At 60.5% G+C, this 16,055-nt stretch carries 18 protein-coding genes; 6 read left to right on the top strand and 12 right to left on the bottom strand.

All coding sequences use genetic code 11. The features are described from left to right. Nucleotides 1-9: 9 nt before the first annotated feature. The 12 genes from purN to DXT88_RS07345 form a co-directional block, all read right to left on the bottom strand. Complete coding sequence (gene purN, locus DXT88_RS07400; RefSeq protein ID WP_016833202.1) at nucleotides 10-639, bottom strand: phosphoribosylglycinamide formyltransferase; 630 nt, start codon at nucleotides 637-639, stop codon at nucleotides 10-12. Nucleotides 640-717: 78 nt separating this feature from the next. Continuing rightward, a complete protein-coding gene (locus tag DXT88_RS07395) occupies nucleotides 718-1,185 on the bottom strand; it encodes a barstar family protein (protein ID WP_407649276.1) in 468 nt (155 codons plus the stop codon). Continuing rightward, nucleotides 1,164-1,544 (bottom strand): ribonuclease, encoded by a 381-nt coding sequence (locus DXT88_RS07390; RefSeq protein ID WP_265212330.1) that lies wholly within the window; start codon nucleotides 1,542-1,544, stop codon nucleotides 1,164-1,166. Before DXT88_RS07390 ends, DXT88_RS07395 begins: the two co-directional genes overlap by 22 nt. Nucleotides 1,545-1,665: 121 nt before the next feature. Continuing rightward, the gene (locus DXT88_RS07385) at nucleotides 1,666-2,862 is read right to left on the bottom strand and encodes a patatin-like phospholipase family protein (RefSeq protein ID WP_265212328.1); all 1,197 of its coding nucleotides are present in this window, start codon (nucleotides 2,860-2,862) and stop codon (nucleotides 1,666-1,668) included. A gap of 99 nt (nucleotides 2,863-2,961) precedes the next feature. Continuing rightward, nucleotides 2,962-3,720: a 3-hydroxyacyl-CoA dehydrogenase gene (locus DXT88_RS07380; RefSeq protein WP_265212326.1), complete on the bottom strand. Its 759-nt coding sequence runs from the start codon at nucleotides 3,718-3,720 to the stop codon at nucleotides 2,962-2,964. A gap of 77 nt (nucleotides 3,721-3,797) precedes the next feature. Next, nucleotides 3,798-5,933: a sodium-translocating pyrophosphatase gene (locus DXT88_RS07375; RefSeq protein WP_265212358.1), complete on the bottom strand. Its 2,136-nt coding sequence runs from the start codon at nucleotides 5,931-5,933 to the stop codon at nucleotides 3,798-3,800. 271 nt (nucleotides 5,934-6,204) lie between these two features. Beyond that, nucleotides 6,205-6,861: an adenylate kinase gene (adk, locus tag DXT88_RS07370; protein ID WP_029363203.1), complete on the bottom strand. Its 657-nt coding sequence runs from the start codon at nucleotides 6,859-6,861 to the stop codon at nucleotides 6,205-6,207. A gap of 266 nt (nucleotides 6,862-7,127) precedes the next feature. Next, nucleotides 7,128-7,931 (bottom strand): 3-deoxy-manno-octulosonate cytidylyltransferase, encoded by an 804-nt coding sequence (gene kdsB, locus DXT88_RS07365; protein WP_029363204.1) that lies wholly within the window; start codon nucleotides 7,929-7,931, stop codon nucleotides 7,128-7,130. 57 nt (nucleotides 7,932-7,988) lie between these two features. Next, complete coding sequence (locus DXT88_RS07360) at nucleotides 7,989-8,198, bottom strand: Trm112 family protein (protein ID WP_029363205.1); 210 nt, start codon at nucleotides 8,196-8,198, stop codon at nucleotides 7,989-7,991. Next, entirely contained in the window at nucleotides 8,179-9,201 is a 1,023-nt protein-coding gene (lpxK, locus tag DXT88_RS07355) for a tetraacyldisaccharide 4'-kinase (protein ID WP_265212323.1), read from the bottom strand. Before lpxK ends, DXT88_RS07360 begins: the two co-directional genes overlap by 20 nt. Before the next feature lie 21 nt (nucleotides 9,202-9,222). Then, complete coding sequence (locus DXT88_RS07350; protein WP_016836272.1) at nucleotides 9,223-9,672, bottom strand: ExbD/TolR family protein; 450 nt, start codon at nucleotides 9,670-9,672, stop codon at nucleotides 9,223-9,225. Between the two features lie 25 nt (nucleotides 9,673-9,697). Then, nucleotides 9,698-10,303, bottom strand: a complete 606-nt coding sequence (locus DXT88_RS07345) for a MotA/TolQ/ExbB proton channel family protein (RefSeq protein ID WP_016836271.1) — start codon at nucleotides 10,301-10,303, stop codon at nucleotides 9,698-9,700. Between the two features lie 297 nt (nucleotides 10,304-10,600). Here DXT88_RS07345 and xseA point away from each other — a divergent pair, with 297 nt between their 5' ends. From xseA to DXT88_RS07315, 6 genes are all read left to right on the top strand, one after another. Continuing rightward, nucleotides 10,601-11,974: an exodeoxyribonuclease VII large subunit gene (xseA, locus tag DXT88_RS07340; RefSeq protein ID WP_265212322.1), complete on the top strand. Its 1,374-nt coding sequence runs from the start codon at nucleotides 10,601-10,603 to the stop codon at nucleotides 11,972-11,974. A gap of 190 nt (nucleotides 11,975-12,164) precedes the next feature. Continuing rightward, nucleotides 12,165-12,743, top strand: coding sequence for a superoxide dismutase [Fe] (gene sodB / locus DXT88_RS07335; RefSeq protein WP_016836266.1), 579 nt, complete (start codon nucleotides 12,165-12,167; stop codon nucleotides 12,741-12,743). Nucleotides 12,744-12,874: 131 nt separating this feature from the next. Beyond that, entirely contained in the window at nucleotides 12,875-13,261 is a 387-nt protein-coding gene (locus DXT88_RS07330) for an OsmC family protein (protein ID WP_265212321.1), read from the top strand. A 275-nt stretch (nucleotides 13,262-13,536) separates the two neighbouring features. After that, a complete protein-coding gene (locus DXT88_RS07325; RefSeq protein ID WP_016836265.1) occupies nucleotides 13,537-14,238 on the top strand; it encodes a pirin family protein in 702 nt (233 codons plus the stop codon). Between the two features lie 80 nt (nucleotides 14,239-14,318). After that, nucleotides 14,319-14,933 (top strand): FMN-dependent NADH-azoreductase, encoded by a 615-nt coding sequence (locus tag DXT88_RS07320; protein ID WP_265212320.1) that lies wholly within the window; start codon nucleotides 14,319-14,321, stop codon nucleotides 14,931-14,933. A gap of 183 nt (nucleotides 14,934-15,116) precedes the next feature. Beyond that, entirely contained in the window at nucleotides 15,117-16,055 is a 939-nt protein-coding gene (locus DXT88_RS07315) for a chromate resistance protein (RefSeq protein ID WP_265212319.1), read from the top strand.

The raw sequence follows: 16,055 nt of genomic DNA, 5'->3' as shown, positions 1-16,055 counted from the left end.
AAATGTGGTTCAGACTTGCTCGGCGGATGGATCGAGACGGACGCGATTGCCGTCCAGGCTGAGCTTGCCTTCGACGAACCAGCGCACAGCGCGCGGGTAAATAAGATGTTCCTGGTCCAGCACGCGCCCGGCCAGCGTTTCTTCGCTGTCCGAGTCGAGCACCGGCACTGCAACCTGTGCCACGATCGGGCCGTGGTCGAGGTCGGGCGTGACGAAATGCACGGTGGCGCCATGCAGCCTGACGCCCGCCGCCAACGCTTGCCGGTGTGTAGCCAGTCCCGGAAAGGACGGCAACAGCGACGGATGGATGTTGAGCATCCGCCCGGCATAGTGCTCGACGAAAGGCGTGGTCAGGATACGCATGAAGCCGGCCAGCACCACCAGATCGGGCGCAAACACGTCGATCGCGGCGCGCAAGGCGGTATCGAACTGCTCGCGCGTGGGATAGTCCTTGTTGGCGACGATTGCCGTGGCAATGCCGTGCCGGCGGGCAAACTCAAGCCCGGCTGAATCGGTGCGGTTGCTGATGACTGCTGCGATGGAAACCGGCCAGTGTTCTGCCTGGGCGGCCCGGACGATGGCTTCCATGTTGCTGCCGCGGCCGGAAATCAGGATAACAATGCTTCTCATGGTCGGCATTGTAACCGCTGCCCGCGGCCGGATTGCCAAAAATTGGCGCCGGCGCAGCCCGAAGCGACAGAAAAAGCGGTGGAAAAACTACTGGAATGAATAAAAAACGCGGAATGCGACTTTCTTGTCGGCCCAGAAGTCGGCGGCATCGCGGAACACGTCCAGCAAGGTTTCGCGCGCTTCCTTGTCGAATTTCTGGGTGTTGGGCAATTGCTCCAGAACAACGATGAAGCCGGGTTGCTGGCCGGACTTGTGAGTCAGGTCGGTCAGGCAATCGCCGAGGGCGTCGAAATTCTTGCCGAAATGGCGGGGAAAATGAAAGGCGCCGGCAATGATCGCGAGGACCTGCTGCTTGGTCGTCGCTTCGGCGCAATAGGCGTACAGAAAGTGTTGCCCAAGACGAGCAGCCTCTTCCTGCAAGTCGGTCACGCGGAAAGCGCGGATAGACTGCACAACATTTGGCGGCACCGTTTTAAATAAACTCATTTCTCCCTCAGATTTTGCAATGAATGCTGCAACCAGGATCGCCTCCTTCATTCCCTGATGCGTTGGAATGTCTGGTAATGATCCCTGGTGTAATAGTACTCACCGGACGTTTGCGGATTGCCGCCGGAGATGATCCGGCGCGCGCCGCGATTGCGTGCCTTGGGCGTTTTCACGGTGAATTCGTGATAATACCCGCGCTTCTGCCTCGGCAACACCCCTTCGTAGTTGCCAAAAACCACGCCATCCTTCGCATACGGATAAGGTCCGCCTTGTTTGATCAGGACCAGCGTCTGTTGCGCCTCGGGCGGCAACTGGCTGAGCGCGACGTCGTCAACGCCCAGAGAACCGGGGCCTTTTGCGAATACGGAGCAAGATAACAGCAGCGCAGCAAGGAAAACAGACCACTGTTTCAGAAAAGATGTCTTCAAGAGCAGGCTCGCATTTTTATGTTGCAGAAGTATTAATTATTCGCAATACCATTGCGTAGAGTAACGTTTTGCTTCAAACCAAGCAACCCGAATCTTTGGCCGGGCATGCCCGGCAGCGGGCTCACGCTTGGAGCGCGGCGATCCGTTCTGGTTCAAAAAATGCAAGAACCTGGTCGCGCATGGCGTAGGTATCGCGTTCGCCCAGGCTGATCAGCTCTTGCGTGAAGCTGCGCTCGAACAACAGATAGGAAGCCAGCGCCGCGCCGCGCACTTCGGTCGCGCCGATGCCGCCCAGCATCACCCGCACCGGCCGCGGCAGGCTGTTGACGTGACGGCTGGCGATCTCGTCGATACGCTCGGACGGCGAAATCACCAATACCTCGATCGGCTTGAGCGGGGTTTTGGCGCGCTGCTCCGGCGTCAGCATGGACAAGGTCTGGTTGACGCGGGTGGTGCGCTCGATGTCGGCGGCGAGACCGTCGAGGAAGATGCTCGACAAGGCATGGCCGGCCACTTGCGCCAGGCTGGGATATTGCGCCAGTTGGGACGGCGCTTCGGAACGCTCGCCCATCCGGCCGGCGCCGATCACCAGAATCTTGCTGGCGCCGAGGTGGATGGCCGGGGAAATCGGCGCAACCTGGCGCATGGAGCCGTCGCCGAAATATTCGCGCCGGCCTTCATAGAAAATCGGTATGGCCGGGAAAATGAACGGAATCGCCGACGACGCCAGCAGATGCTCGACGCCGATCTGGTCGCGGATGGCGCCGCGCTGAGTGCGTCGCCATGGTTCGATTTCCTGCATTGACTGATAAAACGTCAGATGCTGGCCGCCGGTATAGGACGAGGCCGTCACTGCCAGCGCATGCAGGTTGCCGCTGGCCAGCGCATCGTCCAGGCGCGGCAAATCGAGCAGGCGGTGCAGCATGGTTACCAGCGGGGTGTTGTCGAGCAGGGAGTTGGGTGGATTGGCGCGCCACTTGCGCAGCAGCCAGCCGAAGGAAAACAGCGACAGCCAGCGCGCGCCGGAACGGATCACGCCGAGCGAGTCCGCGCGATAGACCTGCTCCACCTTGAAATTCGACCAGACATTGACGAGCTCGCGCACACCTTCGCCGAAATCATCGGCACGGCACGCCAGCGCGGTGGCGTTGATTGCTCCGGCCGACGTGCCGCAAATGATCTTGAAAGGATTCTGATGCCCGGGCCAGCCGGACTCCAGCAAAATCATGGACACGGCGTTGAGAACACCGACCTGGTAAGCCGCGCGTGCGCCGCCGCCGGTCAGGATCAGTCCTGTTTTTTTATCTGTTGACTCCATGCCAACAGCTTATCAGGGCGCACACGCTTCCGGCGCATGTTGATTAGCAAAAATTCCAGCTGTTGCTAAAAATACGCAGAGAGTAATGACGTCATTATTCTATTTCGGCGGCATGCGGATGGCGCCGTCGAGACGGATGGTCTCGCCGTTGAGCATCAGATTCTCGATGATGGTCCTGGCCAGGTGCGCGTACTCGACCGCCTTGCCCAGGCGCGGCGGAAACGGCACGGCGCCGCCCAGCGAATCAAGCACTTCCTGCGGCATCGACATCATCATCGGCGTCTCGAAAATTCCCGGCGCAATGGTCATCACCCGGATCCCGCTGCGCGCCAGGTCACGCGCCATCGGCAGCGTCATGCCGACGATGGCCGCCTTGGAGGCGGAATACGCGGTCTGGCCGATCTGGCCGTCGAATGCCGCCACCGAAGCGGTATTGATGATCACGCCGCGCTCGCCCTGCGCCATCGGCTCCTGCCTGCTCATGGCGTCGGCCGCCAGACGCGCCATGTTGAAGGTGCCGACCAGGTTGATGTTGAGGGTCTTCTGGAACAAGGCCATCGTATGCGGGCCGTCCTTGCCGATCAGCTTGGCGCCCGGCGCGATGCCGGCGCAATTGACCAGGCCGCGCAGGCTGCCCAGTTGCTGCGCCGCCGCGACCGCCTTCAGGCCGTCCTCTTCCGTGGTCACATCGCAGCGCACAAATTCCCCCTGCAGTTCGGCCGCCAGCTTTTGCCCGGCCTCTTCCTGCAAATCGGCCAGCACCACTTTGCCGCCGTTCTCCGCCAGCATGCGCGCGGTCGCCGCACCCAAACCCGATGCCGCGCCCGTCACTACAAATACCTGTCCCGCAATCTGCATGTCTTCTCCAATAATAAAGACCGGCATGGAATACCCATGCCGGTCATTTTTTAATCATCCTCGTAGGATGTGGACTGCTATTTTCCCACGGGTGCGGCGATCACGACAGCTTCCGTTGCCGTCGTTGCCGTTACCGCAGCCGGAACGGCGGTCATGGCAACACTTGCCGCCGTCAAGGCTGGCGCCGGCAGTAACGGCACCAGCAACAGCGCGACGATATTGATGATCTTGATCAACGGATTGACGGCCGGGCCGGCGGTGTCCTTGTACGGATCGCCCACGGTGTCGCCGGTGACGGCCGCCTTGTGTGCATCGGACCCCTTGCCGCCGTGATGGCCGTCTTCGATGTACTTCTTGGCGTTGTCCCAGGCGCCGCCGCCGGTGGTCATCGAAATCGCCACGAACAGACCGGTGACGATGGTCCCCATCAGCAGGCCACCCAATGCCGCCGGTCCAAGCAGCAGGCCGACGATGATCGGCACGATCACCGGCAACAGCGACGGCACGATCATTTCCTTGATCGCCGACGAGGTCAGCATGTCGACCGCCTTGTCGTATTCCGGCTTGCCGCTGCCGTCCATGATGCCCTTGATCTCGCTGAACTGGCGCCGTACCTCGATCACCACGGCGCCGGCCGCGCGTCCCACGGCTTCCATCGCCATCGCACCGAACAGGTAGGGAATCAAGCCGCCGATGAACAGGCCGACGATCACCATCGGATTGGACAGATCGAACGAAGTGCTCTTGCCGACCGCGTCCAGTGCATGCGTGTAATCGGCGAACAGCACCAACGCCGCCAGTCCGGCCGAACCGATCGCGTAACCCTTGGTGACGGCCTTGGTGGTGTTGCCGACCGCGTCGAGCGGATCGGTAATGGCGCGCACCGATTCCGGCATGCCCGACATTTCGGCGATGCCGCCGGCGTTGTCGGTGATCGGGCCGTAGGCATCCAGCGCCACGATGATGCCCGCCATCGACAGCATCGACGTCGCCGCAATCGCGATGCCGTACAACCCGGCCAGCCAATACGACGCCAGGATCGCCGCGCACACCGCCAGCACCGGATAAGCGGTCGACTTCATCGACACGCCGAGGCCGGCGATGATATTGGTGCCGTGGCCGGTAGTAGAGGCTTGCGCGATGTGCTTGACCGGTTTGAAATCGGTGCCGGTGTAGTACTCGGTGATGTAGACCATCAGGCCGGTCAGGACGATGCCGATCACCGCCGAACCCATCAGCGGCACGCGCAGTTCAGGCGGCACCATGGTCCAGGTGATGACGGCGAAACCGATCAGACTGAGGATCGCCGCCCACCACAAGCCGGTGTACAACGCCGACATGATCTTCTTGCCGGGCGCGACCTTGACCATCATGCAGCCGACGATCGACGCCAGGATCGAGACGCCGCCCAGCGCCAGCGGATACAGCACCGCCAGCACTTCGCCGCCCTTGATCACCAGGCTGCCGAGCAGCATGGTGGCAATCAGCGTCACCACATAGGTCTCGAACAAGTCGGCCGCCATGCCGGCGCAGTCGCCGACGTTGTCGCCGACGTTATCGGCGATCACCGCCGGATTGCGCGGATCGTCTTCGGGAATGCCGGCTTCGACCTTGCCCACCAGGTCGGCGCCGACGTCTGCGCCCTTGGTGAAGATGCCACCGCCGAGCCGGGCAAAGATAGAGATCAGCGACGCGCCGAACGCCAGCCCGATCATCGGCCGCAAGGCGTCATGCAAGGACGCCGCGCGCCCTTCGCCGTGCAGGAACAGCCACCAGAAAAACAGCGCCACGCCGAGCAGGCCGAGCCCTACCACCAGCATGCCGGTGATCGCACCGCCGCGAAACGCCACGTTGAGCGCCTCGTTCATGCCCTTGGTGGCGGCCTGCGCGGTGCGCACGTTGGCGCGCACCGACACGTTCATGCCGATGAAGCCGCAGGCGCCCGACAGCACCGCGCCGATCAGGAAACCGATCGCGGTAATCCAACCCAGGCCGGGAATCAATGCAATGAGGATAAAGAGCACCACGCCGACCAGCGCGATGGTGCGGTACTGGCGCGCGAGATAGGCTGCCGCGCCTTGCTGGATGGCAGTCGCGATGTCTTGCATGCGCTGATTGCCGGGGTCCTGCTTGAGAATCCAACTGCGGGAAATAAGACCGTAGATCACTGCGACCACGCCGCATGCCACGGCAAACCATAGGGCTCCTGCCATCATGTCTCCTCCTTGTTTTTTCACGACAAAGTCAACAATCACGACCTTCCGCAGCAACGCCTCTGGTGATCACGGCGTTATTACGGACACTGCGCACTGCAATACTTTACGTGGCCTCTTTTATGGATTTGATGGGCCGCCCCTGGTTACACCGTATCGGTTACGTCTGACTCCCCTGTTTTCAATCTGTCTATCACCAAGCTGCTGCATCTGCAGTATCCGCAGTATCCACTGCTGACATAAAAAAAGCGGACACATGGTCCGCTTCATTTTATGACGCCAGCGCCGCAAATGCACTCTCTCTGATTTGCTCCACCGGTCCGACGCCGGCGATCTTGCGATACTTCGGCGCACCCGGCTGGCCCGATTCGGCCCACTTGCCGTAGTAGCCGACCAGTACTTCGGTCTGCTCGTGGTACACCGACAGACGCTTCAGGACGGTTTCTTCCTTGTCGTCGTCGCGCTGGATCAGCGCTTCGCCGGTGACGTCGTCCTTGCCCTCGACCTTCGGCGGATTGAACTTGACGTGGTAGGTGCGGCCCGAAGGCTGATGCACGCGGCGGCCGCTCATGCGCTCGACGATGGCGCTGTCTGGCACGTCGATTTCCAGCACGTAGTCGATCTTGACGCCGGCATCCTTCATGGCGTCGGCTTGCGGCGTGGTGCGCGGGAAGCCGTCGAACAAATAACCGTTGGCGCAGTCCGGCTGCTTCAGCCGGTCCTTGACCAGGCCGATGATGATGTCATCGGAAACCAGACCACCTGCGTCCATGACCTTCTTGGCGGCGACTCCCAGTTCCGTGCCGGCGGCAACGGCGGCGCGCAGCATGTCGCCCGTCGAAATCTGAGGAATGTTGTACTTTTCCTTGATAAAAGTGGCTTGCGTACCTTTACCGGCACCAGGCGCTCCTAGAAGGATGAGGCGCATATGTTTTCCTAAATTGAAGTTTTGAATTCTATTGCGATGGCGATCCGTACAACTGTTGCCATCGAAGGCGATTGTCTCTGTGACGCCGCTTGCATCTTGCTCTGAACGAAACTTACCACAAAATCTTACTGAATCATGACAAACGCCTATTTTTTAGGCAGCCAGCCGACCTCAATTATCGCGATGGAGAATGACAGGAGACTTACAAAACCACGTTGGTGGCGCATCATCGGTGAGACGATTTGTCTCGCGAAAGGCAGCCGACGTTACAGCGCGGAAATAGCCGCCACCAGAGGACTGTCGGGAGGCGCTTCGAAATGCTTGCGGACGCGCTCCAGATCCTCGGGCGTGTCGACGCCGGCTTCCGGCAACATCGACGTCACGTGCACGGCGATCGAATAGCCGTGCCAGAGTACGCGCAATTGCTCGAGCGCCTCGATACGTTCAAGTGGCGATGCCGTCAGCGTCGGATAAATCTGGAGGAACTTGTTGGTATAGGCGTACATGCCGATATGGCGCAGCGGCGCGAATTCGTGGCTATGCAACTCGGACAGGCTGTCCTTCGATTGCGCAAAACCGTCGCGATGCCACGGAATCGCGGCGCGCGAGAAATACATCGCGCACCCTTCCTTGTCCAGCACCACTTTGACGACATTGGGATTGAACATCTCCGGCAGCAATTCGATCGCATGCGCGGCCGTCGCCATCGGCACGTCGGCCTTGATATGGCCGGCAGTGGCGGCAATCAGGCCGGGATCGATCAGCGGCTCGTCGCCCTGCACGTTGACCACCACGGCGTCTTCGGCCAGGTCCAGCGCCGCAGCCACTTCGGCGATGCGGTCGGTGCCCGAGGGATGATCGGCGCGCGTCATGGCGACGTCGATGCCGTGCTGTTCGCAGGCGGCATAAATGTCGCGGTGATCGGTCGCCACCACGATGCGTGATGCGCCCGACAAAGCCGCCCGTTCCGCCACGCGCACGATCATCGGCTTGCCGCCGAGGTCGGCCAGGGGCTTGTTCGGCAAACGGGTGGAAGCGAGACGTGCGGGGATGATGACGGTAAAGGACATGGCGGGAATCAATCAGCAATCAGACATACAACGACAGAAACTGCAGAAACTTGTTCTTTATTCAGCAGCCGGTTCGACCGCAGCAGCAGGTCCGGCAGGCGCAGCGCCCAGATCACGCGCTTCGTCGGCCCACATGATCGGGATGCCGTCGCGGATCGGATAAGCCAGCTTGTCGCCGTTGCAAATCAGTTCCTGGGCTTTTTTGTCGTACTCGAGCGGGCCCTTGCAAATGGGGCACACGAGGATATCAAGCAATCGGGCGTTCACGGAGTTTCTCCACTATGTGTTCAGCCAGCGCGCCGTCTATGCGCGCCGTCACAGGCACGACCCAGATGCGGGGGTCGTTTTTGATGGCCTTTATAGCCCTGCATTTTACTGCATCCTTCTCGGTGATCAGAATCACCGCCGCCGCCATCGCGGCGAACGGGTTGTGAGCAAAATCGTAGTGATCAGGCAATGCCACCCGTTCGAAGTTCAGCCCGGCCTGCTCCAGTGTCGCAAAAAAGCGCGCCGGATTGCCGATGCCGGCCACCGCGGCAATGCCTTCGGCGGCGCTGAGCGAGGCCAGCGGCTGGCGGCAGGCGCGATCTTTCAGCAACTCGACCTGATCCGTCTCCAGCTGCATCCCGAACGCGCCGGCAGGCGCCTTGCCTGCAGCGCCGACGTTGCACACCGTAAAGTCGCGCCGGCGCGAAGCCGGTTCGCGCAGCGGCCCCGCTGGCAACAGCCAACCGTTGCCGTTGCCGCGCGTGTCCGACAGCACGATTTCGACATCGCGCACCAGCGCGTAGTGCTGCAGGCCATCGTCCGAAACGATCACGTCGACTTCCGGATGCGCCTTCAACAAAGCCTGTCCCACCGCCACGCGACTGCGGCCGACCATCACCGGGCAGCCGGTGCGCTCGGCGATCAGCAGAGGCTCGTCGCCGACCTCCGATGCCTTGGAACCTGAAGTGACGGGACGCGCCTCGGCCTGCGCCGAACCATAACCGCGCGAAATCACGCCGGGTGTATAGCCGGCCTGTCGCAAGGCCTGCACCAGCCAGATTGCCAGCGGCGTCTTGCCGGTGCCGCCGACGAACACGTTGCCCACCACCACCACCGGCACTTCCAGGCGCGTCGCCTGTTTCAGGCCGGACCGGTAGAGCGTACGCCGCGTCAGCGCAACGGCGCCGAACAATAGCGACAGCGGCCACAACAGGCACGCGAGCCAGCCGCGCCGCAGCCAGGCGCGCGTCAGCGTCGATTCGAAGGAAGTGGGTGCGGACAAGGCGGGAGGCGTGCGTGCGGCTTACTTGCCGCCGGTCTGCGCGGCGAACGTGACCTTGGCGAAACCGGCAGTGCGCGCCGCTTCCAGCACGTTGATCACGGTCTGGTGCGCGGCCAGCGCGTCGGCGTTGATGATCACCACCGGATCGGGCTTGCCGCCGCTGGTGTCTGTGTTGGCCGAGTTTGCCTGTACTGCGCTCTGCAATTCACGCGCCAATCCGGCGGCATCGCGTGCGGCTATCTGCACGTTGTTGATGGCATAGCGGCCTTGAGCGTCGACCGCGACGTTCAGTTCGAACGGCTGCTCCAGCGCCTTCTCGGCGTTGGCGGTCGGCAGCGTGATCTGCAAGGCGGTGAACTTGCTATATGTGGTGGTCACCATCAGGAAGATGACGATCACCAGCAAAACGTCGATGAAGGGGATCAGGTTGATTTCCAACTCTTCCCGCGCGCGGCCTTTGCGAAAATTCATGACGCTTCCTTTAGCTTGTTTCTTGTTACTGACGCGAACCGTGCACGACGTCGACGAACTTGACGGCCTGCTGTTCCATGTCGACCACGAAGCCGTCAACCAGCGCGCGGAAGTGACGGTAGAACACCAGCGCCGGCATCGCAATCGCCAGGCCGAAACCGGTGTTGTACAGCGCAATCGAAATACCGTGCGCCAGCTGCGACGGATTCGTGCCGGCGGCGTTTTGCGAAGCGAAAATTTCGATCATGCCGATGACCGTGCCGAACAGGCCCATCAGCGGCGCCAGCGAGGCGATCGTACCGAGCGTGGTGAGATAGCGTTCGAGGCGATGCGCGGCGGCCTGGCCGGCTTCTTCGATGGCTTCTTTCATGACTTCGCGCGGCGCGTCGACGTTGCGCAGGCCGGCGGCGAGCACCTGGCCCAGCGGTGAATTCTGTTCCAGCTTGTCGATCACGTCATCGTTGACGCGGCCGCTTTCATAGACGCGCACCACTTCCGGCAACAGGTCGCCCGGCAACACGCGCGAGCGGCGCAGGTACAGGAGCCGTTCGATGATCAGCGCGAGTCCGATGACGGAGGCGATCAACAACGGCCAGATCGGCCAGCCTGCGGCCTGGATGATTGCGAACAAGAGAGACTCCTTCAATACAAGGGTGATGACATATGTTGCCGCATTAAACGCGGCTCGATTTTCCGGTGCAGAATGTAACGCGTTGCACCTTGCCGGGCAAGGCCAAGATACAGGGACCGGCAAAGTTTCGCCGGACGCTGCAGCAGAACCGATTTAAAATCCTGTGCACTTTATCCACATTTCCTGTGCATAACATTGTGAACAAGCGCTTCGCAAACCAGCAAGAGCATTGATTTCAAAGCATTTTTTCATCGTGAACAGAAACCGCGCACCGACTCCTCGACTTCAAGCCAGCCAATGAACCACGACGATTTTTCCAGCCCCGCGCCTTCCGCTCCACCGTCCGGCCCGCCCGTGCTCGCCGTATCGGCGCTCAACCAGGCGGTCGCACGCGTGCTGGAGCGGACCTTTCCGCTGGTCTGGGTGTCCGGCGAAATATCCAATTTTACCCGCGCTGCGTCCGGCCATTGGTATTTCACCCTGAAAGACGATGCCGCCCAGGTGCGCGCCGTGATGTTCAAGGGCCGCGCCCAGCATGCCGGCTTCTCGCCGCGCGAAGGCGACAAGGTCGAGGTGCGCACGCTGGTCACGCTGTATGCGCCGCGCGGCGATTACCAGCTCAACGTCGAAGCGATCCGCCGCGCCGGCGTCGGCAATCTGTATGAAGCCTTCCTGCGCCTCAAGGAAAAGCTCGAGAACGAAGGCCTGTTCCATCCCGACCGCAAACGCCCCCTGCCCGTCTTCCCGCGCTGCGTCGGCATCGTCACCAGTCCGCAAGCCGCGGCGCTGCACGACATCCTGACGGCGCTGCGCCGCCGTGCGCCGCACGTGCGCGTGATCCTGTATCCGACGCCGGTCCAGGGCGAAGGCGCCGGCGCGAAGATTGCGCGCGCCATCCAGACTGCATCCCAGCGCGCCGAATGCGACGTGCTGCTGGTCGGTCGCGGCGGCGGCAGCATGGAAGATCTGTGGTCCTTCAATGATGAAGCCGTGGCGCGCGCGATTGCGGCGTGCCCGATGCCGGTGATTTCCGGCGTCGGCCATGAGACCGACTTCACGATCGCCGATTTCGCCGCCGACCTGCGCGCGCCGACCCCGACCGCCGCCGCCGAGTTGTGCGCGACGCCGCGCGCCGAGTGGCAGGCTCAGTTGCAGAATCATGCCGCCGATCTCACGCGCGCACTCAGGCGCCGCCTTGCCGAACAGGGCCAGACCGTCGACTGGATGTCGCGCCGGCTGGTCAGCCCTGCTTCTTACATCGCGCACGAACGCGTCAAGCTGCGTGCGCTGCAGGCGCGCCTCGAACACGCCACGCGCACGCCGGTCACGCGTGCGCGCTATCAGTTGCAGCATCTGCAGACACGCCTGCAAAATCGCCTGCCCGATACCCGTGCTGCGCGCCTGCTGGTGAGCGGTCATCAACGCCGGATCGGCAACGCCGTCGCGCTGCTGGTGCAGCGGCAGCGGCAGACGCTGGCGGCGCAGTCGTCCCAGCTTGAATTGCTCAATCCGCAGCGCACGCTCGAACGCGGCTACGCCATCGTCACCGACGCCAAAGGCAAGGTCCTGCGCGCGCCGTCCGAACTGCAACCGCGCAGCAACGTCACGCTGCGATTGGCCGACGGCAGCGCCGAGGTCGGCATCGCCAGCGTACAGCCGACGCTGGACTGACACGGAACTCAAGGCGTATTGAGAATCATCCCGATTGCTATCCGTGATGCCTGAATTTCCTACATCAACTTGAGCCGTCGAACACCCGCAAAAGCCTGTCGCGAGAGTGCAAAGAATCGCTATCCGCTTTAGAATCACAGACTCAGAATAAAAAATTCGTTTCAATCACCGATACCCGAAAGGATTCACCATGGCACATACCCTCCCGGCACTGCCTTATGAACTGGACGCACTGGCGCCAACCATTTCAAAAGAAACGCTCGAGTACCACTACGGCAAGCATCATCAGACCTATGTCACCAATCTGAACAACCTGATCCCAGGTACAGAATTCGAAAACCTCTCCCTCGAAGAGATCATCAAGAAGTCCTCCGGCGGCGTGTTCAACAACGCAGCGCAAATCTGGAACCACACTTTCTACTGGAACGGCCTGACCCCAAAGGGCGCCGGCGCTCCAAGCGGTGCACTGGCTGACGCCATCAACGCCAAGTGGGGTAGCTTCGACGCCTTCAAGGCCGAGTTCACCAAGCAAGGCCTGGCCAACTTCGGTTCCGGCTGGACATGGCTGGTCAAGAAAGCCGACGGCACACTGGACATCGTCAACACCACCGGCGCCGGCACACCGCTGACCACCGACAGCAAGGCGCTGCTGACCATGGACGTCTGGGAACACGCTTACTACATCGACTACCGCAATGCACGCGCGAAGTACGCCGAAGCATTCTGGGGCATCGTGAACTGGGATTTCGCAGCGAAGAATTTCGCATAAGCAAACTCGGTTTTCGCGCTTGGAGAAAGCCTGCCGCGCGCAGGCTTTTTTTACGCCCATGAAAACCTCAAAAACCGAAAACGGAATGTGCAACAATCACGCATCCCGTCCGCATTGAAGGAGCTCGCACCATGGCCACCATCCATCTGCACAACGACGCCGGCTACGCGCAACGCATCCGCGCCCGCACCCATCAGCTGCAAGCGGATGAACCCGCCAGCAACGGCGGCAGCGACACCGGCGCGGCGCCTTACGAATTGCTGCTGGCCGCGCTGGCCGCGTGCACCTCGCTGACCTTGCGCATGTATGCCGATCGCAAGGGCTGGGACCTCGGCACCATCCATATCGATGCGCGTTTTTCGCGCGACGACTGCGGGCTGGAGAACATCGAGCGCACCGTCACCTTCGGCAATACGCTGACACCGGAACAGCTCACGCGCCTCGCCGAAATCTGCGAGAAGACGCCGGTCACCAAGACCTTGCGCGAAGGCACGCCGATCCGTACGGCTTTCGTCTAAGACTTGGGATAGCGAATTTTCGATATTTATTGAAAATGAGCGTTAAAAATCACCAAAAACCGGCTGAAAAACGAATCAATACATACAAATAAATCGTTATTTATCAGTCACTTACATTTATCATCGAATAATTCGATGATAGCCCGCCAATCTTTCCGTTTTTCTTTTCATTTTGCCCCGCGCATACTCCGTTCTGTCCACTTGAACACGCAAACAAGAAGGCAGTTTTCCAAGGTGGAAAACGCCCTTGCCTGCACTAACCGACGGAGAAAAACATGCTTCAAATTCGCAAAAGCAACGAACGCGGTGTCGCCGATCACGGTTGGTTGAATTCACACCATACATTCTCGTTCGGTCATTACTACGATCCGCAACAACTGGGCTTCGGTCCGCTGCAAGTGATCAATGAAGATCGCGTCACACCCGGCATGGGTTTCGGCACGCACGGTCATAGCGACATGGAAATCATCTCCTATGTCCTCGACGGTGCACTGGAGCACAAGGACAGCATGGGCACAGGTTCGGTGCTGCATTACGGCGACGTCCAGCGCATGAGCGCCGGCAGCGGCGTGCGTCACAGCGAGTTCAACCACTCCAAGACCGAGCCGGTGCATTTCCTGCAGATCTGGATCCAGCCGAACGTGAAAGGCATCCCGCCCAGCTACGAGGAAAAGAACTTCACGCCGGAGCAAAAGCAGGGCCAGCTGCGCCTGATCGCTTCGTCCGACGGTCGCGATAACTCGGTGCTGATCCATCAGGATGCATCGATCTTCGCCTCGATCCTGAACGGCGACGCCAAGCTGGAACATGCGCTCGGCGCCAAGCGCCTCGGCTACGTCCATCTGATCCGCGGCCGGCTGACCGTCAACGGCACCCAGTTGTCGGGCGGCGACGCACTGAAGATCAGCGCAGAAAGCCTGATCACGTTTGAAAAAGCCGAAGCAGCGGAATTCCTGCTGTTCGATCTGCCTTACTAAAAACGCCGAAACACCGATGCGCTGCAGTCCTGCAGCGCATCGCGTCACCCGCTACCTACACCATCCACAAGGAAAACATCATGGCAAACATTCTGTTCATCAATAGCAGCGCCCGCAGCAGCGGTTCGATCTCGCGCCAGGTCGCCGGCGAATTCGTCGCCAAGCTGCAGGCATCCCAACCAGGCAGCGTGGTCGTCGAACGCGACGTCGCCGCCAACCCGATCCCGCATCTGGACGAGCAAAAACTGGGCGCGTTCTTTACGCCTGCCGACAAGCGCAGCACCGAACAGCAAGCACTGGTCAAGGTCTCCGAAGAGCTGATCGCCGAAGTCAATGCCGCCGACATCATCGTCATCGGCGCGCCGATGTACAACTTCTCGATCACCTCCACACTGAAGACCTGGATCGACCACGTGGCGCGCGCCGGCGTGACCTTCAAGTACACCGAAACCGGTCCGGTCGGCCTGATCCAGGGCAAGAAGGTATACGTGTTCACGTCGCGCGGCGGCGTCTACAGCGAAGGTCCGGCCAAGGTCATGGACTTCCATGAGACCTATCTGCGCGCCGTGCTGGGCTTCATCGGCATGACCGACATCACCTTCGTGCACAGCGAAGGCCTGGGCATGGGCGAAGCGGCTGTTGAAAAAGCCATCGCGCAAACCCGCGAAACCATCGGCAGCCTGGTTGCGGCATAAACTTCCACTCCCATGAAAAAGCGCGACGGCCACAAGCTGTCGCGCTTTTTTTACATCTGCAGCATTTGAATCCCTATCGGGCGTTTCGATATTCAATTCTATTTTTCCTTGCCCAAGCGCCGCCGGCCCTGCACAGAAAAATATTTGTAGAATATGCTACAAAATAGTAGAGTATTCTACATCATGAATTATCTTTTATTGATTAGCAGCCTGTCCACGCAGAACGCCACTGCTCGCATGCGGATATGGCGTGGATTAAAAGCATCCGGAGCCGCTGTACTGCGTGACGGGGTCTATCTGATGCCCGATCTTGACGAGTACCGGCACACGCTGGAAGGCATCTCCGCCGAGGTGATTTCGTGCGGAGGAAATGCGTTCGTCCTGCGAGTCGAAGAGCCCACGGCCACGGATTTCTCTGAGCTGTTCAAGCGAGACGAAGACTATGCGACATTGCTCTCGGATGTTGCGAAGGCGCGAGCAACGCTGACGGCAGGCACCCTGCCCAAAGCCACGAAAGAGATCAGGAAGTTGCGCAAGCAGCTGATCGATCTATCCGTGATCGATTTCTTTCCGGGGCCGGCTCAACAGCAAGTCGACGCTGCCATCAATGAGTTGGAGCTGGCACTGGCGCATGCGTCATCTCCCGACGAACCGATGCCGGCGGAGGGGCGGATTCCTGAACGAAAGAGAGACCGATTTCAAGGAAAAACCTGGGCGACACGTCGTCGGCCTTGGGTCGACCGCCTGGCAAGCGCATGGCTTATACGGCGTTTCATAGATCCACATGCTGTCATTCTGTGGCTCGAGTCCCCCGATGATTGCCCTGCCGATGCGATTGGATTTGACTTCGATGGGGCCAGCATCAGCCATATGGGAAGCTATGTGACCTTTGAGGTCTTCGTGATGAGCTTCGGTTTGCAACAGGCAGGATTGAAGCGGCTGGCCGCCCTGATTCACTACTTGGACGCCGGCGGTGTACAGCCGCCCGAATCCATCGGCATAGAAAGCGTACTGGCGGGAATGAAAAACACCATCGCAGACGACGACCAACTTTTAATAGCCGCGACCGGTATTTTTGACGGATTGTTGGCAAGCTTCGCCACGGAGGCCGTCAGTGAGTAA

The sequence above is a fragment of the Herbaspirillum lusitanum genome (assembly GCF_026127345.1).
Classification (GTDB): Bacteria; Pseudomonadota; Gammaproteobacteria; order Burkholderiales; family Burkholderiaceae_D; genus Herbaspirillum; species Herbaspirillum lusitanum.
The sequence above is the reverse complement of the archived record's forward strand: the minus strand, read 5'-3'. Positions and strand labels throughout refer to the sequence as shown.